Origin of the sequence: Amycolatopsis coloradensis (genome assembly GCF_037997115.1) — a bacterium.
Taxonomy (GTDB): domain Bacteria; phylum Actinomycetota; class Actinomycetes; order Mycobacteriales; family Pseudonocardiaceae; genus Amycolatopsis; species Amycolatopsis coloradensis_A.
The window spans coordinates 4692238-4715422 of record NZ_CP150484.1 but is presented as its reverse complement, the minus strand read 5'-3'; the positions used below and the strand labels follow the sequence as shown (position 1 = coordinate 4715422).

Annotated in this window: 23 protein-coding genes, 4 tRNA genes and 1 pseudogene; 12 read left to right on the top strand and 16 right to left on the bottom strand. The window is 69.1% G+C overall.

Annotation, left to right across the window (positions count from 1 at the left end):
* Nucleotides 1–7: 7 nt before the first annotated feature.
* From LCL61_RS22070 to LCL61_RS22050, 5 genes are all read right to left on the bottom strand, one after another.
* A complete protein-coding gene (locus tag LCL61_RS22070; RefSeq protein ID WP_340681450.1) occupies nucleotides 8–490 on the bottom strand; it encodes an NUDIX hydrolase in 483 nt (160 codons plus the stop codon).
* Nucleotides 487–1632: a glycosyltransferase family 4 protein gene (locus tag LCL61_RS22065; protein ID WP_219153844.1), complete on the bottom strand. Its 1146-nt coding sequence runs from the start codon at nucleotides 1630–1632 to the stop codon at nucleotides 487–489. Before LCL61_RS22065 ends, LCL61_RS22070 begins: the two co-directional genes overlap by 4 nt.
* Nucleotides 1633–1654: 22 nt before the next feature.
* A complete protein-coding gene (locus LCL61_RS22060) occupies nucleotides 1655–2572 on the bottom strand; it encodes a phosphatidylinositol mannoside acyltransferase (protein WP_034307832.1) in 918 nt (305 codons plus the stop codon).
* Nucleotides 2569–3210: a phosphatidylinositol phosphate synthase gene (gene pgsA / locus LCL61_RS22055; RefSeq protein ID WP_125683102.1), complete on the bottom strand. Its 642-nt coding sequence runs from the start codon at nucleotides 3208–3210 to the stop codon at nucleotides 2569–2571. The genes LCL61_RS22060 and pgsA overlap by 4 nt, the downstream gene beginning before the upstream one ends.
* A gap of 103 nt (nucleotides 3211–3313) precedes the next feature.
* Nucleotides 3314–3856, bottom strand: coding sequence for a MarR family winged helix-turn-helix transcriptional regulator (locus tag LCL61_RS22050; RefSeq protein WP_340681449.1), 543 nt, complete (start codon nucleotides 3854–3856; stop codon nucleotides 3314–3316).
* A 118-nt stretch (nucleotides 3857–3974) separates the two neighbouring features.
* Between LCL61_RS22050 and LCL61_RS22045 the strand changes: the two genes are divergently transcribed.
* Nucleotides 3975–4517 carry a YceI family protein gene (locus LCL61_RS22045; protein ID WP_034307837.1) on the top strand — a complete coding sequence of 181 codons (543 nt, stop codon included), beginning with the start codon at nucleotides 3975–3977 and terminating at the stop codon, nucleotides 4515–4517.
* An 87-nt stretch (nucleotides 4518–4604) separates the two neighbouring features.
* Here the strand turns inward: LCL61_RS22045 and LCL61_RS22040 are convergent.
* The 6 genes and pseudogenes from LCL61_RS22040 to LCL61_RS22015 form a co-directional block, all read right to left on the bottom strand.
* A pseudogene (locus LCL61_RS22040) lies at nucleotides 4605–4703 on the bottom strand (recombination mediator RecR); the annotation flags it as partial.
* 73 nt (nucleotides 4704–4776) lie between these two features.
* Nucleotides 4777–5313 carry an HIT domain-containing protein gene (locus LCL61_RS22035; protein WP_340681448.1) on the bottom strand — a complete coding sequence of 179 codons (537 nt, stop codon included), beginning with the start codon at nucleotides 5311–5313 and terminating at the stop codon, nucleotides 4777–4779.
* Nucleotides 5310–7328: a threonine--tRNA ligase gene (gene thrS / locus LCL61_RS22030; protein WP_340681447.1), complete on the bottom strand. Its 2019-nt coding sequence runs from the start codon at nucleotides 7326–7328 to the stop codon at nucleotides 5310–5312. Before thrS ends, LCL61_RS22035 begins: the two co-directional genes overlap by 4 nt.
* A gap of 180 nt (nucleotides 7329–7508) precedes the next feature.
* Complete coding sequence (locus tag LCL61_RS22025; protein WP_125683095.1) at nucleotides 7509–8123, bottom strand: malonic semialdehyde reductase; 615 nt, start codon at nucleotides 8121–8123, stop codon at nucleotides 7509–7511.
* A gap of 108 nt (nucleotides 8124–8231) precedes the next feature.
* Entirely contained in the window at nucleotides 8232–9758 is a 1527-nt protein-coding gene (locus LCL61_RS22020; protein WP_340681446.1) for a sugar transferase, read from the bottom strand.
* A gap of 881 nt (nucleotides 9759–10639) precedes the next feature.
* A tRNA-Val gene (locus tag LCL61_RS22015) sits at nucleotides 10640–10711 on the bottom strand.
* Nucleotides 10712–11111: 400 nt separating this feature from the next.
* Between LCL61_RS22015 and LCL61_RS22010 the strand changes: the two genes are divergently transcribed.
* The 4 genes from LCL61_RS22010 to LCL61_RS21995 all read left to right on the top strand — a co-directional run bounded on the left by LCL61_RS22010 (nucleotide 11112) and on the right by LCL61_RS21995 (nucleotide 11917).
* Entirely contained in the window at nucleotides 11112–11537 is a 426-nt protein-coding gene (locus LCL61_RS22010; protein WP_005159130.1) for an SsgA family sporulation/cell division regulator, read from the top strand.
* A 135-nt stretch (nucleotides 11538–11672) separates the two neighbouring features.
* A tRNA-Gly gene (locus LCL61_RS22005) sits at nucleotides 11673–11745 on the top strand.
* 25 nt (nucleotides 11746–11770) lie between these two features.
* Nucleotides 11771–11841 (top strand) — tRNA-Cys (locus LCL61_RS22000).
* Nucleotide 11842: 1 nt separating this feature from the next.
* Nucleotides 11843–11917, top strand: a tRNA-Val gene (locus tag LCL61_RS21995).
* A 49-nt stretch (nucleotides 11918–11966) separates the two neighbouring features.
* Here the strand turns inward: LCL61_RS21995 and LCL61_RS21990 are convergent.
* The 4 genes from LCL61_RS21990 to LCL61_RS21975 form a co-directional block, all read right to left on the bottom strand.
* Complete coding sequence (locus tag LCL61_RS21990) at nucleotides 11967–12164, bottom strand: hypothetical protein (protein ID WP_340681445.1); 198 nt, start codon at nucleotides 12162–12164, stop codon at nucleotides 11967–11969.
* Between the two features lie 187 nt (nucleotides 12165–12351).
* The gene (locus LCL61_RS21985; RefSeq protein WP_340681444.1) at nucleotides 12352–12537 is read right to left on the bottom strand and encodes a hypothetical protein; all 186 of its coding nucleotides are present in this window, start codon (nucleotides 12535–12537) and stop codon (nucleotides 12352–12354) included.
* Nucleotides 12538–12546: 9 nt separating this feature from the next.
* On the bottom strand, nucleotides 12547–13575 hold the full coding sequence (locus LCL61_RS21980; RefSeq protein WP_340681443.1) for a DUF5914 domain-containing protein: 1029 nt from the start codon (nucleotides 13573–13575) through the stop codon (nucleotides 12547–12549).
* Between the two features lie 83 nt (nucleotides 13576–13658).
* A complete protein-coding gene (locus LCL61_RS21975; RefSeq protein ID WP_340681442.1) occupies nucleotides 13659–14549 on the bottom strand; it encodes a MerR family transcriptional regulator in 891 nt (296 codons plus the stop codon).
* 425 nt (nucleotides 14550–14974) lie between these two features.
* On the opposite strand from LCL61_RS21975, the gene LCL61_RS21970 reads away from it, so the two are divergent.
* From LCL61_RS21970 to LCL61_RS21940, 7 genes are read left to right on the top strand one after another with little or no spacing between them, the layout of a single operon-like run.
* Nucleotides 14975–16075: a polyprenyl synthetase family protein gene (locus tag LCL61_RS21970; RefSeq protein WP_340681441.1), complete on the top strand. Its 1101-nt coding sequence runs from the start codon at nucleotides 14975–14977 to the stop codon at nucleotides 16073–16075.
* Nucleotides 16072–17589, top strand: coding sequence for a phytoene desaturase family protein (gene crtI / locus LCL61_RS21965; RefSeq protein ID WP_340681440.1), 1518 nt, complete (start codon nucleotides 16072–16074; stop codon nucleotides 17587–17589). Before LCL61_RS21970 ends, crtI begins: the two co-directional genes overlap by 4 nt.
* The gene (locus tag LCL61_RS21960; RefSeq protein WP_340681439.1) at nucleotides 17586–18548 is read left to right on the top strand and encodes a phytoene/squalene synthase family protein; all 963 of its coding nucleotides are present in this window, start codon (nucleotides 17586–17588) and stop codon (nucleotides 18546–18548) included. Before crtI ends, LCL61_RS21960 begins: the two co-directional genes overlap by 4 nt.
* Nucleotides 18549–18890, top strand: a complete 342-nt coding sequence (locus LCL61_RS21955) for a lycopene cyclase domain-containing protein (RefSeq protein ID WP_340681438.1) — start codon at nucleotides 18549–18551, stop codon at nucleotides 18888–18890. It abuts the gene before it with no gap.
* On the top strand, nucleotides 18887–19207 hold the full coding sequence (locus LCL61_RS21950; RefSeq protein ID WP_340681437.1) for a lycopene cyclase domain-containing protein: 321 nt from the start codon (nucleotides 18887–18889) through the stop codon (nucleotides 19205–19207). Before LCL61_RS21955 ends, LCL61_RS21950 begins: the two co-directional genes overlap by 4 nt.
* On the top strand, nucleotides 19204–19935 hold the full coding sequence (locus LCL61_RS21945) for a class I SAM-dependent methyltransferase (RefSeq protein ID WP_340681436.1): 732 nt from the start codon (nucleotides 19204–19206) through the stop codon (nucleotides 19933–19935). The genes LCL61_RS21950 and LCL61_RS21945 overlap by 4 nt, the downstream gene beginning before the upstream one ends.
* Nucleotides 19932–21461 carry an FAD-dependent oxidoreductase gene (locus tag LCL61_RS21940; protein ID WP_340681435.1) on the top strand — a complete coding sequence of 510 codons (1530 nt, stop codon included), beginning with the start codon at nucleotides 19932–19934 and terminating at the stop codon, nucleotides 21459–21461. The genes LCL61_RS21945 and LCL61_RS21940 overlap by 4 nt, the downstream gene beginning before the upstream one ends.
* Before the next feature lie 329 nt (nucleotides 21462–21790).
* Here the strand turns inward: LCL61_RS21940 and LCL61_RS21935 are convergent, their stop codons facing one another.
* Entirely contained in the window at nucleotides 21791–23026 is a 1236-nt protein-coding gene (locus tag LCL61_RS21935; RefSeq protein WP_340688646.1) for an MFS transporter, read from the bottom strand.
* Nucleotides 23027–23185 lie beyond the last annotated feature (159 nt).

Here is a 23185-nt window from a genome sequence, read left to right as displayed (position 1 = left end):
CGTCCTCCTACAGCTCGGGTTCGGCGATCTCGAAGTATTCCGGAAGCCGGGCGGTCCCCGCGAGGCCGAAGTACCGGACCTTCCGCCGCCGCCTCAAGTGCAGGGTGTCCCGGACGGCGTCGTTGTGCACGCGCCGCGCGATGACGACGCGGTGTTCGGCGTCGGTCAGCTCCTCGGCCAGCGGCGCCGGCAGGGCCGCTCGGTCGACGCGTGCCAGTCGCAACGTCAGCTCGCTTTCCTCGGCTTCGCGATCCGGCCTCGGCGCCCGCTCGGCACGCTCGGCCAGCGCGCGCAGCTCCTCGTCACCCAGGATCGCCGCGGCCGCCCTCGCGACGACGGCGCGCCGCGCGAGGGCGGCGTCGAGCGCCGCCCAGCCCGCGTCCGTCCGGACGTGCAGCCTGTCCAGCCTGTTCGCCGTCGCGAGCAGGAAAAGCCCGCCCAGCACGACGATCGCGGCCACGAGACCACCGATCCACACCCAGGTCGTCATCGGCTGAACTCGCGTTCACCCGCGCCGACGCGCCGGGGGTCGGCGGCGATCGCGGTCTCGTACACGCGCAGCACCTGTGTGGTGACCACGGACCAGTCGAACATCGCGACCCGCTCCCCCGCGGCCGCCGCCAGCGACACCCGCCGGGCCGGGTCGCCGAGCAGTTCGCGCAGGCCGTCGGCCAGCGCCGCGGCGTCACCGGTCTCGGTCAGCATCCCGGCCTTGCCGTCGTCGAGCACCCGCCGGAACGAATCCAGCCCGCTCGCCAGCACCGGCGTGCCCGCCGCCATCGCCTCGGTCAGGATCATCCCGAAACTCTCGCCGCCCGTGTTCGGCGCGCAGTAGACGTCGACGCTGCGCAGCGCCCGCGCCTTCGTCTCGTCGTCGACCTGGCCGAGCAGGTCGATATGCGGCGCCAGCTCAGGGCCGGCCTCACGGCGGAGCTGATCGGCGTCGCCACGGCCGACGACCAGCAGGCGCAGCTCCTCGAACTCCGGCAACAGCATCCGCAACGCCTCCAGCAGTACTCCCATCCCCTTGCGGGGCTCGGTGTACCGCCCGACGAACCCGACCGTGCCACCCGCGCGCGGGTAGCCGTCCAGCGGGAGCGCGCGGGAGAAGAAGTCGACGTCGACGCCGTTGGGCACCTCGACCGCGTCGCCGCCGGCGTGTTCGACCTGGACCCTGCGGGCCAGCGCCGAAACCGCGATCCGCGCGGTGATCTTCTCCAGCAGCGGCCGCAGCACCGGCTGGAACGCCGCAAGTGTGCGCGAACGCGTCGTCGCGGTGTGGAAGGTCGCCACGATCGGGCCGTCCGCGACCTTCAACGCCAAGAGGGAAAGACTCGGCGCGGCAGGCTCGTGCAGGTGCAGGACGTCGAAGTCACCGTCGCGGATCCACCGCCGCACCCGGGCGTAGGACACGGGGCCGAACTGCAACCGCGCGACGGAGCCGTTGTACGGGATGCCGAGCGCCTTCCCCGCCGGGACGACGAAATCCGGGACGTCGGAATCCTCGTCCGCCGGAGCGAGGACGGAGACCTGATGCCCGCGTGCCAGCAACGCCTTCGCGAGATCGATGACGTGTCCCTGCACGCCGCCCGGTACGTCGAACGAGTACGGGCAGACGATCCCGATCTTCATGACCCGCGCCTGAGCCATCGGCTCAGCTCGCTTCGCCGAGGGCGGCCTGTTCCCCGGCTTCGAAGTCGGAGAGCCAGAACTTCTGCATCATGTGCCAGTCGGCGGGATGCGCGGCGATGTCCCCGGCGAAGATGTCCGCCAGCGCCTGGGTGGCCGCGGGGACCTCGGACCGGTTCGTGACCCGGATCCGCGGGTGCAGGCGGATCTGCCAGCCGTCCTCGGTGAACCAGCAGCCGGCCGGGATCAGCGCGGCGCCGGTGGTGGCGGCCAGCCTGGCGGGCCCGCCCGGCATGCGGGTCTGCTCGCCGAAGAACTTGACCGGCACGCCGGAATTCGTCAGGTCCCTGTCCCCCACCAGGCAGATCGCCTTGTTCTCCCGCAGCCGCTTGAGCAGCACGCGCATCGCGGAGCTGTCGCCGGTCAGCGGGACGATCTCGAAGCCGAGCGATTCCCGGTAGGACACGAACCGCTGGTACAGCGATTCGGGTTTCAGCCGCTCCGCGACCGTGGTGAAACCGCCGAGATAGTCCGCGAGCCAGACGCCGGCGGCGTCCCAGTTCCCGCTGTGCGGCAGCGCCATCACCGCGCCGTTGCCCTCGGCGAGGGCGGCGTCGAGGTTCTCCACCCCGGTGATCGACTGGGCGACCTTGCGGCTGACCTCCTTGTGGTCCATCGAGGGCAGCCGGAACATCTCGTGCCAGTAGCGGGCGTAGGAGCGCATCGCACGGCGGGTCAGCTCGTCGAGTTCGACGCCGTCGGCCTGCGGCACCACCCTGGCGAGATTGCGCCGCAGCTGGCGGACGCCGCCGCCGTCCCGCCGGACGGCCAGATCGGCGCCCAGCCCGAAGGTCACCGCGCCCGCCGACTCCGGCAGCCAGCGCGCGAGCCGCCAGCCCGCCGCGTAGCCGAAGTCGCTGAGCCGCTGGGAGAACCCGCTCATGCCCCGCCCTCCGCGGCGGGTGGCCCGGCCGCCTTGGCCGCCCTCGCCGCCTTGGCCACCGCGGCCGTCCGCTGCAGCAGGGTGATCACCGAAAGCACCGCGAGGAGCCAGAGCGAGATGTCCACGGTGTACGGAACGCCCAGACCGTGCAGCCCGGTTCCCACGAGGGCGATGATCAGGCGTTCCGCGCGTTCGACGAGCCCGCCGTCCGCCTCCAGCCCGGAGGCCTCGGCGCGGGCCTTGACGTACGAGATGACCTGCGCGAGCACCAGGCAGATCAGCGCGGCGGCCGCGGCAGGGCGGTTGTCGTCGTGGACGAAGCACCACCACGCGATCGCGGCGAACAACGCGCCGTCGACCAGCCTGTCGCAGGTCGCGTCGAGGACCGCCCCGAACGCCGTGCCGTACCCGCGGGCGCGGGCCATCGCGCCGTCGAGCAGGTCCAGCATCGCGAAGCCCCAGACGGTGAAGGTGCCCCACAGCAGCATGTCGTTGGGAAAGAACCCGAGCGCGCACAGCACCGCCCCGGCCGTGCCGATGACGGTCATCGCGTTCGGGGTCAGCCCGGCGCGCACGAGCACCTTCCCCATCGGGTCGGTGACGCGGGAAACGGAGGCGCGCGCGAAAATGTTGAGCATCGGTTCTTCAGGTGCACCTAAGCAGCAGGGTCGGGTGGCCGCCCGAAGCCTATCCACCCGCACCGACACTCGTCGTCGCGCCCGCCCCCGGACCGGGTTCCGGTCAGTCCGCTTTGGCCAGTTCGGCCGAGTCCCCGAGATCCGTGAAGGTCTCTTCCCGCATCGCCAGTTCCGCCTCGGCGGCGGCGCATTTCGGCGACAGCCGCCCCAGGACGGCGGCGCTGATCTCGCCGAGCGCCTTCACCTGTTCGGGGGTCAGCGGGTCGAAGAGGCTCTCGCGGACGGCCTCGACGTGCCCGGGCGCGGCCTCCTCCAGCGCGGCGAAACCCTCCGGGGTCAGCACCGCCCAGGAACCGCGTTTGTCGGTGGGACACGACTCACGGCGGACCCAGCCGTTCGCCTCGAGCCGCGCGACCGCGTGCGAGAGCCTGCTGCGTGACGCTTTCCGTGCGTCGGCCAGCTCGCTCATCCGCAGCCGCCGGTCCGGCGCCTCGGACAGGGCGACGAGCACTTCGTAGTACGTGTGGGGCATGCCCGCCTCGTGCTGAAGCTGGCCCTCCAGGTGCGCTTGCAGCATTCGCGTGGCCGCGGAGAAGTCGCGCCAGACTTTTTGCTCCTCGTCGGAGAGCCATCGGGGTTCGGACATGCCACCCATTCTACCCCTGGTTGAACGCTCAACCAAATTGCGCTACAGTCGTGGTTGAGCGCTCAACCAGACGAGGGTTCACCACGAACGCACCCAGACTTTTTGGAGATCGACTCTCATGACCACCACCGAGATCCCGGGCTACGTCGCAGGCAAGTGGACGATCGACACCGCCCACTCCGACATCGCCTACACCGTGAAGCACCTCGGCCTGGCGAAGTCCCGGGGCAACTTCACCGCCTTCACCGGTGAGGTCGTCACCGCCGACAACATCCTCGACTCGTCGGTCACCGTCGAGATCGACGCCTCGTCGGTCGCCAGCGGTGTCGACGGGCGCGACACGCACCTCAAGTCCGAGGACTTCTTCCACGTCGACGAGCACCCGGTCATCACGTTCCGCTCGACCGGCATCCGCGAGGACGGCGGCGACTACGTCATCGACGGCGAGCTCACCTGGCGCGGCAAGACCGTCCCGGTCTCGCTCGAGGCCGAGTTCAACGGCATCGGCACCAACCCGGCGAACGACAACGCCACCACCCTCGGCGTCTCGGCCACCGCGACCGTGAACCGTCGCGACTTCGGCATCGGCCCGGAGGGCAACGCCTTCCTGTCGGAGAAGGTCAAGATCGACATCGAGCTGCAGGCCGCGCTCAACGCCTGAGCCTCGCCCTCACCCCGGGCGATCACCGGCGCGCGCTAGGAACGGTCCTTTCCCTTGCGAAATTTGCCAGGGAAAGGACCGTTCATTGCATCCGGGGGCACCGAGTACATGAAGGCCCCCTTCCTCGCAGAACTGCACGCCTTCCTTGACCTTGCCGAGCACTTCCTGCAGGCGCGCGATATCCGCNGGACCTTCGACGCGCTGAACCCTTCCTCGCGTCTGGCGCGAGGAAGGGGGCCTTCATGTACTTACGATCGATCTACCAGGCACCCGCAAGCAGTTGCCGCGTCTCCCCCAGCAACTGCGGCAGCACCTTCGTATGCCCGATCACCGGCATGAAGTTCGCGTCGCCGCCCCACCTCGGCACCACGTGCTGGTGCAGGTGCGCGGCGATCCCCGCGCCGGCGATCACGCCCTGGTTCATCCCGATGTTGAACCCGTGCGCCGACGAAACCTCCCGGATGACCCGCATCGCGTGCTGGGTGAACTCCGCCACCTCGACGGTCTCTTCAGCCGTCAGATCCGTGTAGTCCGCGACATGGCGGTACGGCACGGCCATCAGATGGCCCGGGTTGTACGGGTACAGGTTCAGCACCACGTACACGGTCTTCCCGCGCGCGATGATCAGCGCGTCCTCGTCGCTCTTCTCGGGAAGATGGCAGAACGGGCAGCCCTCGTCGGGCTTCTTGGACCCCTGCACGTAGGCGAGCCGATGCGGGGTCCACAGGCGCTGCAACGCGTCCGGGACCCCCACACCGTCCTGTCCGACGACTTCAGGGCCATCGGGGCCCGTCACCGGAGTACCGCCTCCAAGCCCGCCACGGTCGGCGAAGCGTTCTCGCGGCGCTGGACCCAGCCGGCGATCGCCTCGACCGCGTCGGCCACCGGGACACCGTTGATCTGGCCGCCGTCACGGAACCGGAACGACACCGCGCCCGCCTCGACGTCCTTCGCGCCCGCCAGGAGCATGAAGGGCACCTTCTGCGTGGTGTGGGTGCGGATCTTCTTCTGCATCCGGTCGTCGCTCGCGTCGACGTTGACCCGGATCCCCTTGGCCCGCAGCGCCTTCTCGACCCCGCGCAGGTGCTCGACCTGGTCCTCGGTGATCGGGATGCCGACCACCTGGACGGGCGACAGCCACGCCGGGAACGCGCCCGCGTAGTGCTCGGTCAGCACGCCGAAGAACCGCTCGATCGAACCGAACAGCGCGCGGTGGATCATCACCGGACGCTGACGGCTGCCGTCGGCGGCGGTGTACTCCAGTTCGAACTTCTCGGGCAGCATGAAGTCCAGCTGGATGGTCGACATCTGCCAGGTGCGGCCCAGCGCGTCCTTCGCCTGCACGGAGATCTTCGGCCCATAGAAGGCGGCGCCACCGGGATCCGGCACGAGCTCCAGGCCGGAGTCCACGGCGGCGGTGCGCAGCACCTCGGTCGCCTCGGCCCAGACCTCTTCGGAACCGATGTACTTCTCTTCGTTCCGAGTGGACAGCTCGAGGTAGAAGTCGTCGAGACCGTAGTCGCGCAACAGGTTCAGCACGAAGTCCAAAAGGGACTTCAGCTCACCGGGCACCTGCTCGAGGGTGCAGAAGATGTGCGCGTCGTCCTGCGTCATGCCGCGCACTCGGGTCAGGCCGTGGATCACGCCGGACTTCTCGTAGCGGTACACGGAGCCGAACTCGAACATCCGCAGCGGCAGTTCCCGGTAGGAACGCCCGCGCGAACGGAAGATCAGGTCGTGGAACGGGCAGTTCATCGGCTTGAGGTAGTAGTCCTGGCCGGGTTTGCGGACCGAACCGTCCTCGTTGTGCTCGGCGTCGAGGTGCATCGCCGGGTACATGCCGTCGCGGTACCAGTCGAGGTGACCGGAGGTCTCGAACAGCGCGCCCTTGGTGATGTGCGGCGAGTAGACGAAGTCGTACCCGGCTTCGACGTGCCGCTGGCGCGAGTAGTTCTCCATCTCCTGCCGGATGATCCCGCCCTTGGGGTGGAACACCGGCAGCCCCGAGCCGATCTCGTCGGGGAAGGAGAACAGGTCCAGCTCGACACCGAGCTTGCGGTGGTCGCGCCGCTCGGCCTCGGCGAGGCGCTCCAGGTAGACGTCCTGCGCCTCGGTGGATTCCCACGCGGTGCCGTAGATCCGCTGCAGCTGCGGATTCTTGTCGTCGCCGCGCCAGTACGCGGCGGCGACGCGGGTGAGCTTGAACGCCGGGATGAACTTGGTGGTCGGCACGTGCGGGCCGCGGCAGAGGTCGCTCCACACGCGCTCCTTGGTGCGCGGGTCGAGGTTGTCGTAGATGGTCAGCTCGCCGCCACCGACCTCCATCACTTCGGAGGTGTCCACATCGGACTTGATGTCGACCAGTTCGAGCTTGAACGGCTCGTCGGCGAGTTCCTTCTTCGCCTCGTCGACCGAGTCGAAGACGCGACGGGAGAACTGCTGCGCGCCCTTCACGATCTGCTTCATGCGCTTTTCGAGCGCCTGCAGGTCTTCCGGGGTGAACGGGGTGTCGACGGCGAAGTCGTAGTAGAAGCCGTCCTTGACCGGCGGCCCGATGCCGAGCTTGGCCTGCGGGAACTGCTGCTGCACGGCCTGGGCGAGCACGTGGGCGGCCGAGTGACGGATGACGCTGCGGCCGTCCTCGGTGTTGGCGGCGACCGCCTCGACCTCGACCTCGGACTCCGGAGCCCAGGAGAGATCGCGGAGGTTCCCCTCGGCGTCGCGCACGACGACGATCGTGTCCGGCCCCTTGGTCGGCAGCCCGGCTTCGCGGACCGCGGTGCCCGCCGTAGTGCCCGCCGGTACCACCACGCGAGGGGCGGTTGCGGCTGCTACTGACGACGGCTGGGACACGATGGACTCCTTAGTTCAATCAACTCGGATATGCGTGATGCTAGTCGTCACCCGAGACAGGGTTCACACGCATTACCCCTAACAGCACGAAGGCCTCCTTCCCATCGGAAGAAGGCCTTCGCGTGTCGAGGAACGAGGTCAGACGGTCTCGACGACCTCGTCGAAGTCCAGCCGCGGCAGGCGGTCGAACCAGGGGTTGTCGCCCGGCTTGCCGACGTTGATCACGACGAGGGACTTCCACGGCTTGTCCGCGAAGAACTCCTTGTCGATGCCCTCGGCGTCGAAGCCGGTCATCGGTCCGGCGGCCAGGCCGGCGGCGCGGACACCGATGATGAAGTAGCCGACCTGCAGCAGCGCGTTGAGCTTGGCGGTCTCGACGCGGCCCGCCTCGTCGGCGAACAGGTCCTTGGCGCCCGGGAAGTGCGGGAACGTGCGCGGCAGGTTCTCGTGGAACTCGGTGTCGGCGGCCAGCACGACGGTCACGGGCGCGGCCTCGGTCTTGGCACGGTTGCCCTCGGACATCAGCGGGGCGAGGCGCTTCTTGCCCTCTTCGGTGCGGATCACCAGCGCACGCAGCGGCTGGTTGTTCATCGACGTCGGGGCCCATTTGACCAGCTCGTAGATCGCGCGGATCTGCTCGTCGGTCACCGGCTCGTCGCTGAAGCTGTTCGCGGTGCGGGCCTCGCGGAACAACAGGTCCTGAACGTCCTGCGGGAGGTTCAAGGCTTCGGTCGGCTCAACGCTGGTGGTCATGGGTGGATCTTCCTTCCGTACGCGTCCTGTACCCGTCCCAACCTAGTTGAGCGCTGAACTATTTCTCGCTCAACTACCTCTGTGTGTGGATCCGGTCACAGGAAAGCGTCAGTAGGCACCTCGCCCCTGCACCACGGCACGGAAGGTCTTCCAAAGGATCACCAGGTCGAGGGCGAGCGACCAGTCCTCGACGTAACGCAGGTCGAGGCGGATGCTCTCCGCCCAGCTGAGGTCGCTGCGGCCACTGACCTGCCAGAGCCCGGTCAGCCCCGGCTTGACGAGGAGACGGCGGCGCGCGTCGGGGGCGTACTTCGCGGTCTCCTCGGGCAGCGGCGGGCGAGGGCCGACGAGCGACATGCGCCCGCTCACGACGTTGAACAGCTGCGGCAGCTCGTCGAGGGAGTACCGGCGAAGGAGACCGCCGACCCGGGTGACCCTCGGGTCCTTCCGCATCTTGAACAACGGGCCCGCGCCTTCGTTGTCCGCCTGGAGTTCCTGCTTGAGCTTGTCGGCGTTCGTGACCATCGTGCGGAACTTCAGCATCGTGAAGGCGTGGCCGTCGCGGCCGACGCGGCGCTGCCGGTAGATCACCGGGCCGCGGTCGTCGAGCTTGATCGCGACCGCGATCGCCAGCAGCAACGGGGAAACGAGAGTGAGGAGCAGGGCCGAACCGATTCGGTCGAGCGCCTCCTTCACCAGCCGGCGGCCGCCGGTGAACATCGGCGCGGTGACCCGCAGCAGGGGCATGCCGAGCACGCCGGAGACGTTCAGCCGGGGACCGGCGACCTCCATCAGCATCGGCGCGACCACCATCTCGGCCGAGGTGCCTTCGAGATCCCAGGCGAGCCGCTGCAGGCGTTTCGGGTTCCAGTGCTGATCGGCGGTCACGGCGACCACCCGGTAGCCGCCGCGCCGGACATGGCCCGCGAGATCGTCGAGCTTCCCGACGATCGGCACGCCTTCCACCTCACCGCTCCCCCGTTCCGCACCGGCACCGGAATACGTGCAGACGGCTTCCACCCGCCAGCCGACATGAGGATCGGCCTTGGTGCGCGCGATGAGGTCGGCGACCGTGTCGGGGCTTCCCGCGGCGAGCACCGGCAGCAGGCATTCACCGAGCCGCCTGCGCCGGTGCAGCACCTGTCTCAGCGCGTACCGCTGCAGGAACATGAAGACGGAGATCATCGGGACGACGATGAAGACCCACGGCTGCACGGCGAGCGCGCCGAAGAGCAGGCCGCCCAACGCGACCAGAACGGCGGTGGTCACCAGGCCACGCCCCAGCGTCCGATACTCCTCCGCCCCCTCGCCCAGCACACGCGGACTCCAGGCACGGCAGACCGACAACCCGAACAGGAAGGCCGCGGCGGTCCCGAGCGCGTGCATGTCGTGCGGATCGGATCGATCGATCAAGAAGGCGCTCATCACGATGAGCACGAAAGCGGTGAAAACGTCACTACCGATGACCCATGCTCGGTACCGCGATTCCCACGCCGCGTAAGGCGGCCGCGCCGACGTCGTGCCGACTGCGGCGGCTGCCCCCGCACCCCGTTGCGGGGGGAGCGGGATCGACTGAAGGTCGATGTGCTGCGGCGTCCCGTTGACGGTGGACGACGGCCGCACCGACTCTTCCATCAGACCTCCCGGAGTGGGGATTCCCGAACGCCGGATCAACACGCTGAGTAAATGAGAGCGATCTCGAAGAGTGATCGATTCTCGAGCTTTCTCAGCGGCCGATGGGGCGACACACGCCAAGGTATCGGCCACTCTCCGGCCATCGTTACAAGGATTTCCAGCCACAGCCTTGGGGAGCATCCGGCAAATGAATGCCGTGTTGATAACAACATGATGACGATGCGTAATAGACCGTATCCGCCGAACAACTACTCAAAGTAGTCACGAATTTCCCTGATTCGCGGCCACTTGGAGCACCGCGGCCCCGATCGGCCGAACAGCGCCGAAAACTCCACAGTGGACGGTTCTCGCGAGTCGGCCTCCGGTTGGTCCACTGTGGATTTCACGCCACCGGCGGGCGGCCACTCGCCGGGCGCGGCCTCCGCGAGCCGACCTACCTTGTCAATCGGTCACCGGAGTGGCGTTTCGTCACATCACGTCAGCATCACGGCGGCCCCGTCGCGGCGGCCGGACGGGCGAGCCGTCAGACCCTGTCCCACATCACCTTCCCCATGGTCTGGACCTTTCGATGGTCACTTCGTGCCGAGGATCACAAAGATGTCTCAATGGCCCGACCATGCGACATTTTCACGGCGTGACGCAAGATGTCCGATGAGTGTCCACACCGGCCGGAACGAGGTGCTTCGGAGATCTTCGAACCGTGGCGCCCCGACGGCCCGCGGCCGCGCCGAGAGATTCGGCGGCACCGGTGGCGCCGCGCGGGACGGCAGAAGTACCGCCCCCACATAACCCGCGTCCGACCTGGGGATCGAACGCCGCCGGACAGCTCACCCCGAGAATGAATCAAGGCCCCGGACCATCGGTCCAGGGCCTTCATCCGGTGGGCGATACTGGGATCGAACCAGTGACCTCTTCGGTGTGAACGAAGCGCTCTCCCGCTGAGCTAATCGCCCGCTCGCGGTGTTCCGGAGACTCTACCCCACGACTTTCGGGCGCCTGCAAACGGGTGGTTCCGCCCGACCACACTCCGCTCACCAGCAAATACGGAGCGAACAACCGCGAGCTAGTCGAGGCTGTCCCGGCCGGGGGCCGCCCGCGACGCGTTTCGACATTCGTGCGACGGTGCTATCGCGTGACGACTAAACCGCGCAGTATGTACATGTGGACTGCCTGCAGGGCGCATGTAGGGCTGCGCGTCGCGCGGGTGATGATGGGGTGGCGGAGGATGGCCCCGGGGTCCGATGACCCCGTCCGGGTGATCTGCGGCAAAACCGCGTTCCGATCAGCCGGCCGATACGTCACATCATCGCCACTCGGTTCGACCGGGCCGGGAAGGAGACGAAGGGTAGGACGATGCGCAACGATCACGTGACGCTCCGCTCGACGGCGGTGTTCGACCTCCTGGCGCCGCGGACCCCCGCGGTTCCGGTCAAGGTTGAACTGCGATACGACACACGCGACCCGTACGCGGTCGTGGCCGCCTTCCGCACCGGCCGCGCCGGCTGGGTCGAGTGGGTCTACGCGCGCGACCTTCTCGCGGACGGCCTCCTGGCCGACGCGGGCGACGGCGACGTACGCATCCGCCCCTCCGTCGAAGACCCCGAGTCCGTCCTCATCGAACTGAACTCGCCGTCCGGGCACGCCATGTTCGAGGCGTCCGCTCAGGAGCTGGCCGACTTCCTCGACCGGACCTACGACGTCGTACTCCCGGGCAACGAGCACCTGTGGGTCGACGTCGACGACGCCCTGACCCACCTGATCCCCAACGATCTGGCCTGATGACAGCCTTGCGAACAGCAAGTGGCACCCCGGTTGCAGGGCCGTTTTCGGGATCGGATAGTGTTCACACACACCACGGCGACGGGGTGAGGAACAGAACCACGAGGTTCTGAGCTTCAGCCAAACCGAGGATGTGCGGATGTAGCGCAGCTGGTAGCGCATCACCTTGCCAAGGTGAGGGTCGCGGGTTCGAATCCCGTCATCCGCTCGGAAGGCCCTCTCGGGCCTGACACGGTGGAGTGGCCGAGAGGCGAGGCAACGGCCTGCAAAGCCGTGTACACGGGTTCGAATCCCGTCTCCACCTCGCGCGATTAGCTCAGCGGGAGAGCGCTTCCCTGACACGGAAGAGGTCACTGGTTCAATCCCAGTATCGCGCACCATCTGTTTTCGCAGGTCAGAAGCCCTGCTCCTCCTCGGAGGGGCGGGGCTTCAGTCGTTCAATGGCGATGAAAAGGCGATGGCCTTCGGAGCCGTCTCCAACTGCCCCATTTCGCCGGGCCTGTTGAGAGTGGGATCTGCGGCGAGGGTTTCCAGCGGCCGCACGCCGCGGTCCCGGAGGTGTCCTTTCGCCCGGGCCAAATTCGCGGCGGCCCATAGGCGGTCGGTGGCGTCGAGGCCGCGGTCCATGGCCAGAGCTTCGAGCGGTCTCGATATCCGTTCATCTGTACCAACGCGCCGGCCGCCTGAAGGCGGCCGGCAGCGAGAGTCGGCGCGACGGCAAGGACAAGGTTCGGGAGGATCCGGACGAGCAGACGCCGGATGACGCGCGGCTGAGCCATGTCGAGCTCGTAGCCTCCGCGCATAGCTGATCACTTCACCGCCGGAGCGCGCCCACCACGTGCCACAGGTTCTCGTCACCCGTCGACATGCCACAGTTTGAGCAGCGGTTCTGCACCGCGCACAGCATCTGCCGATCGCCGGACGCCTCCCGGAACACCGGTACGGCCCGGTGAAGGTGCGGCCCCGCGGGGAGACCGGCGAGCCCTGCACCCACGATCACGACGTCGGTTCATACCCGGCCATCGGCGACGTCTCCCGCTCGCAAGGCATAGCGCCGCTCGGCGTAGGCGAGGTCGTCCCGCCAGAGACGCGCGGACGCACGGCGCATCAGGGGCCGCAGAGCCGGTGCGATCCGGGCGGCCTTGGCGAAACCGGGCCGGTCGGACGTGGCTATCGTCGCCTCGATCACGGCGGTACGCGGTCGTCCGTCGGGGCCGTTCCCGAGCGGCGTGGCATGGGTTTCGACCACGCTGCCCGCGCCTTCGCCGTCGACGATGGTCATCAGCACCGTGCGCGGCTCGGGGCAGGTGAACTCGGCGATCACCGGCACGCCCAGTTTCCCGGCGAGCCGGAAGGTCACTTCGACGACGAACTTGTCCTCGGCGTCGGCGACGTCGTTCCCTTGTGGAGCCGACAGGACCTTCAGCCGGGTGAACGAGTACGGATGGAACCACGCGCCGTGCCAAGGATCGAGCCGGTTCGCGACGACGTCCACCGGTTCGCAGGTCCCGGTCAGCGTCGCGACCGCGTCGATGGCGACGTCGCCTCGCGGACGGACCGGCACGATCGGCCGCTCCGTGGGGCTTTCACCACCGAAGCGGTCGAGGCGAACCCAGGCGAGCACTCCGTCGTCATGGGACGGCAGCCGTGACCAGCCCGGCCGCTCGGGCCCGATCCGCAATCCGTGCCACCGGCAGACCAACTCTCCACAATGGATACGAGCCTGCTCGAGCGGAGCACCGAGATGCGGGCAGGCACCCGGGCCGATGACCAGGTCACCATCCGGACCACGCCAGGCCACCAGTTCCCGGCCACCGGCACGCAGCCCCAGTGGCTGATCCGCGCCGATCTCACGACTGGCCGCGACGACGAACCAGTTGCCCGCCGGACGGGCGTCGGCGCGTTTGACCGCGGCGTCGATCAGCGCGGGGCCGCATTCGCGGTAGGTCGGTTCCTGCCGGGCCCAAGCCGGTTCCCGGAACGGCTGGACCGGCCACTTCGCCGGCCAGCGCTCGACCACCTGCCGCCTGAGATCCACCGGAAACCCTCCTGCCGCGCGTTCTCTGCCGGAACTATCCATGCCCAGCAATCCTCAGGCACTTGAAGCGATCTCGCAACGGTTCAGGCTTTGAAGCGGGCGGCGACGACCTCCAGCGCGGTGGTCAGATCGTTGACCCAGGGCGCGCCATGAACGTTGAGTCCCTCCCAGCCGGGACCGGCGACGACGACCTCGGAACCGTGCCGCTGCAGACGCTCACACAGCAGGACGTCGACGGTGCTGGCGGACATGGACCACAGCACCACCAGCGCCGGATCCAATCTGGACGCCAGACCGGCCAAGGTCTCCGCGGGCACCATCTGCCCGAGGTAGACGGCGGGGACACCGATCTCCGCCAGGGACGCCCGGAGAACCTCGACCGGCAGGCTGTGGCGCTCCTCCGGGCAACAGGCGATGAGTACTCCGCGTTCAGACGGCGCGGTGGTGAATCGGGCGACGTAGCGTTGCAGTGCCAGGGAAACCTCGGTGGTGAGCGCCCATTCCGACTCGAAGCACACGTCACCCCGGGACCAGCGGCCTCCGAGGCCACGCAGGATCGGCAGCAACACGTCGGCCCACGTCGCCGCCGCGCCGATCGCGTCGAGGGTCTCGTCCAGCAACGCCGCGATGGAAGCGAACTCAAGGTCTTCCGCGGCCTGCTCGAGTTCGCCGACCAGCCTGTCGACGGGTACGTCCGGGACCGTCTCACCGGTACCGGAGAACGCCGCCGCGGCCGCCTCGCGGGCGGGAATCCCCCGGTCGATCAGCCGCTGCATATGCTGCAACCTGCGAACATCCGCGTCCGAGTAACGGCGGTGACGCCCGCCTGCGCGAAGGGTGGGGCCGACCCCGTAACGCGAATCCCAGGTCCGGAGCGTGACCGGCGAGACGCCCAGCATCTCGGCGACCTTGCCGGGGGTCCACGAACCGCCGGCTCGGGGGCCGCCAAGGCCGCTCATCTCGTCGACGTCCATCCGTTCCACATTTCCGGTGCCAGTGCCCGCTCGCAGGGCTATCACTGCGGGCAGCTTACGAGGTCACCGGACGTGGGCAGGCGCATACCGTCCCCGGAACGAAGAGCGCCCGGCGGCGCCATGGAGGGGCCCAAGGGAAGGACCGGTCCACACCAGGCGCCGCCGGGCATCCGGAGCCAGGCGCGAGGGGGCGCCGGGCTCCTGAGGGTGGCGGGGACCGGGCCACTCTCGTCCGCAAGACGGTCTTTCTTCGATCCGCGAGCGATCCGGGTTTGAGCCGGGAAATCCCGGGCAACCCACGATTTCCTTGCTCTATCAGCCGACACCACTCGAGTTGCGGGCGTACCGCCGGATCTAGTAGACAAGGTACACCAGACATGAAACGGTTATGAAACGAAATCACCGGATCGGCGGAGGGAAGGCGGATGGCGTCGACCATGGCGGCGGGAACGGTGCCGTCGAAGGAGGCGCAGGTCGCCTGGCTGGACGCTTTGGGCGGGCGTTGTCTTGCCGAAGCCCACGGTTTCGTCGAAGCACGGGCCGCCGAGCACTTTTCCGGCCGTGGCGAGGGCGAACTCGCGGAAACCGTCCTCCCTCAGTTCCTCGCCGGAGGGAAATTCCTCCGGCCGATGTTCGCCTATGTCGGCTGGCGATGCGGAGGCCCGGAATCGGACGCCGCCCTGCGGGCCGCGTCGAGCTTGGAGTTGCTCCATTGTTTCGCACTGGCGCAGGACGACGTCATGGACGCCTCGGCGCTGCGGCGGGGCCGTCCCGCGCTGCACGTGCGGTTCGCGCGGTGGCATGCCGAACAGGGGTGGAGTGGCTCCGCCGACCGGTTCGGCGAATCCGCGGCGACGCTCGCCGGTGACCTTTTCCTGGTCTGGTCGGAGCAGCTGCTCCGGGAGTCCGGTTTGGACGCGGAAACGCTGTCGCGCGGCTGGCCCCGGTACGACGCGATGCGCGCCGAGCTGGCGGTGGGCCAACTCGCCGATCTGGTGAACGACGCCCGGACGCTTCCCGGCTGGGACGCGCTGCTCGACGTGCTGCGCCGGAAGTCCGGCAACTACACCGTCCGCAGGCCGCTGGAGTTCGGCGCGGCGCTGGCGGGCTGCGGTCCGGACGTCATGGCCGCCCTCGCCGAGTACGGCGGCCTGGTCGGCGAGGCGTTCCAGTTCATGGACGACCTGCTCGGTGTCTTCGGTGATCCCGCGGTCACCGGCAAACCCGCCGGCCAGGACCTCCGCGATCGCAAGGCGTCCAGCGTCGTGGTACTCGCCGTGGAGATGGCCGACCGGCGGCAGCGTGACGAACTCGGCGAACTGCTGAACCTGACCACGGTCGACGACGACGCGGTGTCCCGCTGGCGCGAGTTGATCACGGCGACCGGCGCACGCGAACGCCTCGGCGAACTCATCCGGGAACGTGCCGACAAGGCGCTCGCGGTCATCGACCCAGCCGTCGTCCCCCGACAGTCCGCGGACGCGCTGGCCGTCCTCGCCACCCGGTGCACGGAGCGCGACCAGTGAAAACGGTACTGGGTCGGACGGACCGGATCGTCGTCGTGGGAGCGGGGTTGTCGGGGCTGGCGGCCGCATTGCACCTGGCGGGTCGCGGGCGCGAGGTCGCCGTCCTCGAACGCGACCCGGGCCCCGGTGGCCGCGCGGGGCGCGCCGAACGCAAGGGCTATCTGCTCGACACCGGCCCGACGGTCCTGACCATGCCGTCGATCCTGCGGGACACCTTCGGCGCCGTGGGCGCCGAACTGGACAAGGAACTGCCGCTCACCCGGCTCGACCCGGCCTACCTGGCACAGTTCGCCGACGGCAGCACCCTGCCCGTGCACACCGACGCCGCGGCGATGACGGACGCGGTACGCGGGTTCGCCGGGCCTGCCGAGGCCGCGGGCTACCTCCGGCTGCGCGACTGGCTGACCCGGCTCTACCGCACCGAGTTCGGCCGGTTCATCGACTCGAACATCGACTCACCGCTGGGCATGCTCAACCCGGATCTGGCCCGTCTGGTGGCGCTGGGCGGATTCCGGCGGCTGGACCCGAAGATCGGGTCTTTCCTGTCCGACGAGCGGCTGAAGCGGGTGTTCACCTTCCAAGCGCTCTACGCGGGCGAGTCGCCCATGCGGGCGCTGGCGCTGTACGCGGTCATCTCCTATATGGACACTGTCGGCGGCGTGTACTTCCCGCCCGGCGGGGTCGCGGCACTGCCCCAGGCGCTCGCCCGGGTCGCCGCCGAGAACGGCGTCACCTTCCACTACGGCGACCCCGTGCGCACGCTCGAACGCGACGGCAGCCGGATCCACGCGGTCCGCACGGCCGCCGGCGAACGCCATCCATGCGACGCCGTCGTCCTCACGACCGAGCTACCCGAGAGCTACCGGCTGCTCGGCCGAGCTCCGACGCGGCCTGTTCCGCTGCGGCCCGCGCCGTCGGCGCTGATCGTGCACACCGGCGGCCCCGATACCCGGCCCGATGTCGGGCACCACACCATTTCCTTCGGACACGGGTGGCGCTCGACCTTCGACGAACTCATCACCACCGGCCGCCGCATGAGCGACCCGTCCCTGCTGATCACCCGGCCGACCGCGACCGATCCGGGCCTGGCACCGCCGGGCCGTCAGCTCTACTCGATCCTCGCGCCGGTCCCGAATCTCGACCGGGGCCCCGCGGATTGGGCCGCCGAAGCCGGACCGTACGCGGAGGAGATCCTCGCCGTCGCGCGGCAGCGGCTCCTGCCGGATTTCGAACCCGAGTTCACCGAGGTCATCAGCCCCGCCGACTGGGCCGACCGCGGGCTCGTGGCCGGAACGCCCTTCAGCTACGCCCATTCGTTCGTCCAAACCGGACCGTTCCGGCCCCGAAACCTCCCGCGTGGCACCGAAAACGTCGTCCTCGCCGGAGGTGCGACGGTGCCGGGAGTAGGTGTGCCGACCGTGCTGATCTCCGGCAGGCTGGCCGCCGACCGGATCACCGGCGTGCCCGGACGCCGCTCGCGCGTCGTCGACCTGGCCACGGAGGCGAGCCGATGACCCGACGCGAACTCGACGCCGCCGAAATCCACGATCCGAGCCTGCGAGCCGCGTACACCTGGTGCCGCGACGTCAACGCCCGGCACGGCCGGACGTACTTCCTGGCGACCCGCATGCTGACCCCCGCGCAACGGCCCGCCGTCCACGCGCTCTACGGATTCGCGCGATGGCTGGACGACATCGTCGACGAGCCCGACGCGGACGCCACCCCGGAGTCCCTGGCCACACGACTGTCCGAAGTGGAGGATCGGTTTCTCGCCGACCTGACCGCGGGCACCAGTGACGATCCCCTGCTGACGGCGGTGATCGACACGGCGGCCAGGTACGAGCTGGAGGAACCGCTCTTCCGCGACTTCTTCACATCGATGCGGATGGATCTGAGCGTCACCGACTACGCCACCAGGCACGATCTCGACGATTACGTGCGCGGCTCGGCGGAGGTGATCGGCCTGCAGGTGCTTCCGATCCTCGGCACGGTCACGCCCCGCGAAGAGGCGGCACCGCGCGCCGCCGCGCTCGGCAAGGCCTTCCAGCTGACCAACTTCCTCCGCGACGTCGCCGAGGACTTCGCGCGCGGCCGGGTCTATCTGCCCGCCGACGAACTCAAGGAACACGACGTCGACCGCGAACGGCTCTCCTGGTGCGCCGAGCACGGCCGAGCCGACGTCCGCGTGCGGGCCGCGATCAAGGAACAGATCGCGGTGACCCGGCGCGTCTACGCCGAAGCGCGGCCGGGAATCGCGATGCTGCATCCGGTCTCACGCCCCTGCGTGGCCACCGCCGCGACCCTGTACGGGGAGATCCTCGACCGGATCGAAGACGCCGGCCACGACGTCTTCGCCGGCCGGGCGACGGTGTCCCGGCGCCGCAGGCTCGAGGTCGCCTGCGGCGCGCTCGCCCGTGCACAGTGGGCTCGGACGCGGCATCCCGCCCCCGCTCCCCCTTCGGCGGTGGGCTGAGTGGGCAAGGTCGAATACCTGGTCGTACTGGCGGCATGCGTCCTGGTGACGCTCCCGTTGGAAATCGCAGGCGCCCGCGTCTACCGGCAGCCGAAACGCCTCGCCCGCGCGCTGCTCCCGGTGGCCGTGGTCTTCCTCGTGTGGGACGCGCTGGCGATCGCCGGTGAGGTCTGGAGTTACGCGCCCGGATTCGTCACCGGCGTCCGCGCGCCGTTTTCCCTTCCACTGGAAGAGATTCTGTTCTTCGTCGTGATCCCGATCTGTGGGGTGCTGACCTACGAAGCGGTCCAGCTCACCCTCACCGCGGTCCGGCGCCGAGGGAAACAGGTGGTCCGGCGATGATCCCTTGGGGTTACACCGTTCCGGCCGTCGCCTCGGTGATCGTGGTCGTACTGTTCGAGCTCGCCGTGCTGAAAACCGGGCTGTTCCGCAAACCCGCCTACTGGTTCACCATGGCTATCGTCACCGGCTTCCAGATCCCCGTCGACGGCTGGCTGACGAAGCTGTCCGCACCGATCGTCCTCTACGCGCCCGAACACATCACCGGCTGGCGGTTTCCCTGGGACATCCCGGTCGAAGACTTCCTCTTCGGCTTCGCGATGGTGACCGCCGTGCTGCTGCTGTGGGAACGAGCCCGATCACGAGAGGAAGCGCGATGAACGCCATGGCGCGGGACGGTTTGCCGCGCGATACCGTGCCTTCGGCCTTCGACACCGAAGCCCGGTTCTACGACCGCCTCGTCGGCGCGAATCCCGGCTACCACGAACACTTGCGCCTTTCGGCCCGGCGGCTCGCCCTTCCCGCGGAGGCATCTGGACCGCGGGTGCTGGACGCCGGCTGCGGAACCGGCGCGTCCACGGCGGCCCTCCTGTCCGTGCTGCCGAACGCCCGGATCACCGCCTTCGACGCGTCCGGCGAAATGCTGGAGCGGGCCCGGAGCAAGACCTGGCCCGACCGCGTCGAATTCGTGCACACACCGGTCGAGGAGCTGGCCGGGATCCACGGTCCGTTCGACGGCATCCTGGCGGCGTACCTGCTGCGTAATCTCACCGACCCGACCACGCAGCTGCGACGGCTTCGCGGACTGCTCCGGCCGGGTGGGCGGATCGCGGTGCACGAGTACTCCGTCCGCGATTCCCGGCGCGCCCGCTGGGTCTGGAACACCGTCTGCGCGGGTGTGATCATCCCGCTCGGGAAGCTCACCACCGGCGACGCCACGCTCTACCGTCATCTCCGCCGCAGTGTCCTCGAATTCGACGGCGTCACCTCACTCGCCCGGCGCCTCACCGACGCCGGCTTCACCGGCGTCCACACCGCGACCGTCGGCGGCTGGCAGCGGGACATCGTCCACACCGTCGTCGGCACCGCGCCCTCGGAGACGGTGTGACCGGCCCCAGGGACCGCCGCCGCGTCACCCGGCCGGCCCCGCCAGGGCTGGCCGACGCCGGACTGCTCGGACGGCGTCCCACCGCCGCGATCGTGGGCGGCGGCATCGCCGGGCTCACCGCGGCGACCGGACTGGCCGAACGCGGCGTCGCCGTCACCGTCTTCGAACGCGAGGGCCATCTCGGCGGCCGGGTCGGCGGTTGGCGGGAACAGCTGGCGGACGGCACCGCGGTGACCATGAGCCGGGGTTTCCACGCGTTCTTCCGCCAGTACTACAACCTGCGCGCCCTGCTCGCGCGCACCGATCCGCGGCTGGACCGGCTCACCCCGCTGACCGACTACCCGCTGTTGGACGCACACGGCCGCATCGACACCTTCGCCGGGCTTCCGCGCACCCCGCCGTGGAACGCGGTGGCGTTCGCCTGGCGTAGCCCGACCTTCACCCGCAAGGATCTGCTGCATCTCAGCGGCCGCGAGGCGTTGCCGCTGGCGACGGTCAGCGTGCCGGAGATCTACCACCGGCTCGACCGCACCGACGCCTCGACCTTCCTCGAAGCGATCAACTTCCCGCCCGCCGCCAAGCACCTCGCGTTCGAGGTCTTCTCCCGCAGCTTCTTCGCCGACCCGCGCGACCTGTCGGCCGCCGAGCTGGCGACCATGTTCCACCTGTATTTCCTGGGCTCCAGCGAAGGTCTGGTCTTCGACGTACCGACCGAGCCGTTCCCCCAAGCGCTCTGGGACCCGCTCGCGAGCTATCTCACCGGCCGCCGCACCGACATCCGCACCGGCACGACGGTGACCGGCCTCGGCCGGACCCCGGAAGGTTTCGCCATCGAATCAGGCGGCCGGACAGAGAACTTCGACGGCGTGGTCCTCGCCTGCGACGTCTCCGGGCTGCGCGAAATCGTCGCCGCTTCACCGGATATCGGCACCGAGGCCTGGCGAGCCGACGTCGGCGGTTCGCGTACCGCCCCGCCCTTCCTGGTCCGGCGGCTCTGGCTCGACCGCCCGGTCGCGTCGCATCGTTCACCGTTCCTCGGCACCGGAAGCATCCCGCCGCTGGACAACATCAGCCTGCTCGACCGGTACGAGGGAGAAGCCCGGCTCTGGGCCGCCCGCACCGGCGGATCGGTCGTCGAACTGCACGCCTACGCGGCCACCACCGAGGACTCGAGCGGGTTGGAGAAGGCACTGGAAAGCCGCCTCCACGAGATCTACCCGGAGACCCGAGACGCCCGCGTCGTCGGCGACATCACGTTGTGGCGCGAAGACTGCCCGCTGTTCGGCGTCGGCGACTTCGCCCGACGGCCCACGGTGGAAACCCCGGACGCGGCCCTCGCGCTCGCGGGCGACGGCATCCGGATCGACCTCCCGGTCGCCCTCATGGAACGCGCGGCCGCCACCGGCTGGACCGCGGCGAACACCCTTCTCGGGCACTGGGGCCTTGCCGGGCACCCGATCCGCTCGGTCCCCAACCACGGCCGGATCCGTCTGCTGAACCGGCTGGCCGCCTCGAAGTCCGACTGAACGCCTAGGGCGTGGGTGCCCACAGGGCGCGGCGAACCCACCGGCGCGTCTGATAATCCTCTGCGGTGGCGAGCGGGAATCAGTGTGGTGCCTCGCGATGCAGAGCGAAGCCCCCGTACTGGACCGTGCTCGGGCCTTGCGACAGCGCCCCGCGGCTCTCCCGGGTGGCAGTGCCGGAGCATTGACTTTCGCCGTTGACTTGGCGGAGTGACCCGGCTGCACCGCAGAGGACGCCGTGCCCTGGCTCCCTTGGCCGGGATGGGTGTCGGCGAGGCGCCGACATCGGACCCCGGAGCGCCGAGGGCACGAGCGAGTTCGTGCCCGTTCCGTCAGCCACACGACTCGAACTGCTCGGCCTCACGCTCGGCGATCGCACCACGCACGGCGGTCGCGGTGAAGGCCAACGCGGCGGCGGCGACAGCGGCCAGAGCGGCCAGGCCCAGTGCGTACGAGCCCAACGCGCCGTACAGGGCGCCCATCACCAGTGGCGGCACGAATCCGCCCAGACCACCTGCTGCGCCGACGATCCCGGTGACCGAACCGACCTTGTTCCCCGGTGCCAGCAGCGCGACGAGCGCGAAGACCGCGCCACTGCCGGCGCCGAGCGCGGCGGCCATGGACAGGAAGGTGATCGTGCCGACCGGCATCAGGGCCGGGGTGAACGCCGTGACCGCGGCCGCGGCGGTGACCACCGCGAATACTCCGGCCAAGACCCGCACCGGTCCGATACGGTCGGACAGCCACCCGCCCACGGGGCGCATCAGCACGGCCAAGAGCACGAAGCCGGCCATCCGGTTGGCAGCGTCGGCCTGCGTAAGCCCATAGGCAGCCTTCAGATAAGCGGGCAGATAGACGGAAAACGCCACGTAGCCACCGAAGGCGACCGCGTACAGCGCCGATGCCTGCCACGTGATGGGCAGGCGTGCCGTGTCGGCCAAGCGGCGGAGGGCAGACTCGGTCGGCACCGTCCGGCCTGGTGCGTCCCGCAGCAGCAGGAACGCGGTGATGGCGTAGAGAGCCAGTACGACGGCGGTGAGCACGAACGGTGTCGCCGCTCCGCCGGCGTCCACGAGCGGCACGGTGGTCAAGGCACTGATCGCGGTACCGCCCATGCCCGCCCCGAACACGCCGATCGCCAGTCCACGTCGCTGTGGCGGGAACCAGGCGTTGACGAACGGCACCCCCACGGCGAACGCTGTACCGCCGATACCGAGGAAGAATCCGCCGACCAGCAGGGCCGCCAGCGAGGTATTCCCCACCAGGCCGAGGAAGAGCACCGGAACGATTGTCGCCGCCGAGACCAACGGGAACATCACGCGCCCGCCGTACCGGTCGGTCAACGCACCAACGGGGATCCGCCCGACCGAGCCGACCACGACCGGCACGGCGACCAGCAGCGCCTGCTGGAACGCGCTCAGCCCGAGGTCCTCTTTGAACAGTGGGCCGAGTGGGCTCAGCAACGCCCACGCCCAGAAGTTCACCGCGAAACCCACGGTCGCGATCGCCAGCATGAGCATCCGCCGACCGGCCGGTGGTCCGCCGTCGTTCTCGTCCTTGTTGCCCATGGCCGGATCCGTACCCGGCGTTGTCACGTGCGTCGTCATGTCGCCTCGGACGTTCTCGTCGTAAGTAGTGGACAGCTCAAGGATGCGAACCGAACCGGCTGATCGACAGAGATCGACGGTCCCGTCCTCGCGGGCCGAACGTCCCTTTCGGCGGAATCG

Excerpts from the sequence above, each read along its gene's own strand:
- LCL61_RS22070 (WP_340681450.1), bottom strand. The coding sequence starts at position 490 with ATGACGACCTGGGTGTGGATCGGTGGTCTCGTGGCCGCGATCGTCGTG.
- LCL61_RS22065 (WP_219153844.1), bottom strand. The coding sequence starts at position 1,632 with ATGAAGATCGGGATCGTCTGCCCGTACTCGTTCGACGTACCGGGCGGC.
- LCL61_RS22060 (WP_034307832.1), bottom strand. The coding sequence starts at position 2,572 with ATGAGCGGGTTCTCCCAGCGGCTCAGCGACTTCGGCTACGCGGCGGGC.
- pgsA (WP_125683102.1), bottom strand. The coding sequence starts at position 3,210 with ATGCTCAACATTTTCGCGCGCGCCTCCGTTTCCCGCGTCACCGACCCG.
- LCL61_RS22050 (WP_340681449.1), bottom strand. The coding sequence starts at position 3,856 with ATGTCCGAACCCCGATGGCTCTCCGACGAGGAGCAAAAAGTCTGGCGC.
- LCL61_RS22045 (WP_034307837.1), top strand. The coding sequence starts at position 3,975 with ATGACCACCACCGAGATCCCGGGCTACGTCGCAGGCAAGTGGACGATC.
- LCL61_RS22025 (WP_125683095.1), bottom strand. The coding sequence starts at position 8,123 with ATGACCACCAGCGTTGAGCCGACCGAAGCCTTGAACCTCCCGCAGGAC.
- LCL61_RS22020 (WP_340681446.1), bottom strand. The coding sequence starts at position 9,758 with ATGGAAGAGTCGGTGCGGCCGTCGTCCACCGTCAACGGGACGCCGCAG.
- LCL61_RS22010 (WP_005159130.1), top strand. The coding sequence starts at position 11,112 with ATGCGCAACGATCACGTGACGCTCCGCTCGACGGCGGTGTTCGACCTC.
- LCL61_RS21990 (WP_340681445.1), bottom strand. The coding sequence starts at position 12,164 with ATGGACCGCGGCCTCGACGCCACCGACCGCCTATGGGCCGCCGCGAAT.
- LCL61_RS21975 (WP_340681442.1), bottom strand. The coding sequence starts at position 14,549 with ATGGACGTCGACGAGATGAGCGGCCTTGGCGGCCCCCGAGCCGGCGGT.
- LCL61_RS21970 (WP_340681441.1), top strand. The coding sequence starts at position 14,975 with ATGGCGTCGACCATGGCGGCGGGAACGGTGCCGTCGAAGGAGGCGCAG.
- LCL61_RS21960 (WP_340681439.1), top strand. The coding sequence starts at position 17,586 with ATGACCCGACGCGAACTCGACGCCGCCGAAATCCACGATCCGAGCCTG.
- LCL61_RS21950 (WP_340681437.1), top strand. The coding sequence starts at position 18,887 with ATGATCCCTTGGGGTTACACCGTTCCGGCCGTCGCCTCGGTGATCGTG.
- LCL61_RS21945 (WP_340681436.1), top strand. The coding sequence starts at position 19,204 with ATGAACGCCATGGCGCGGGACGGTTTGCCGCGCGATACCGTGCCTTCG.
- LCL61_RS21935 (WP_340688646.1), bottom strand. The coding sequence starts at position 23,026 with ATGGGCAACAAGGACGAGAACGACGGCGGACCACCGGCCGGTCGGCGG.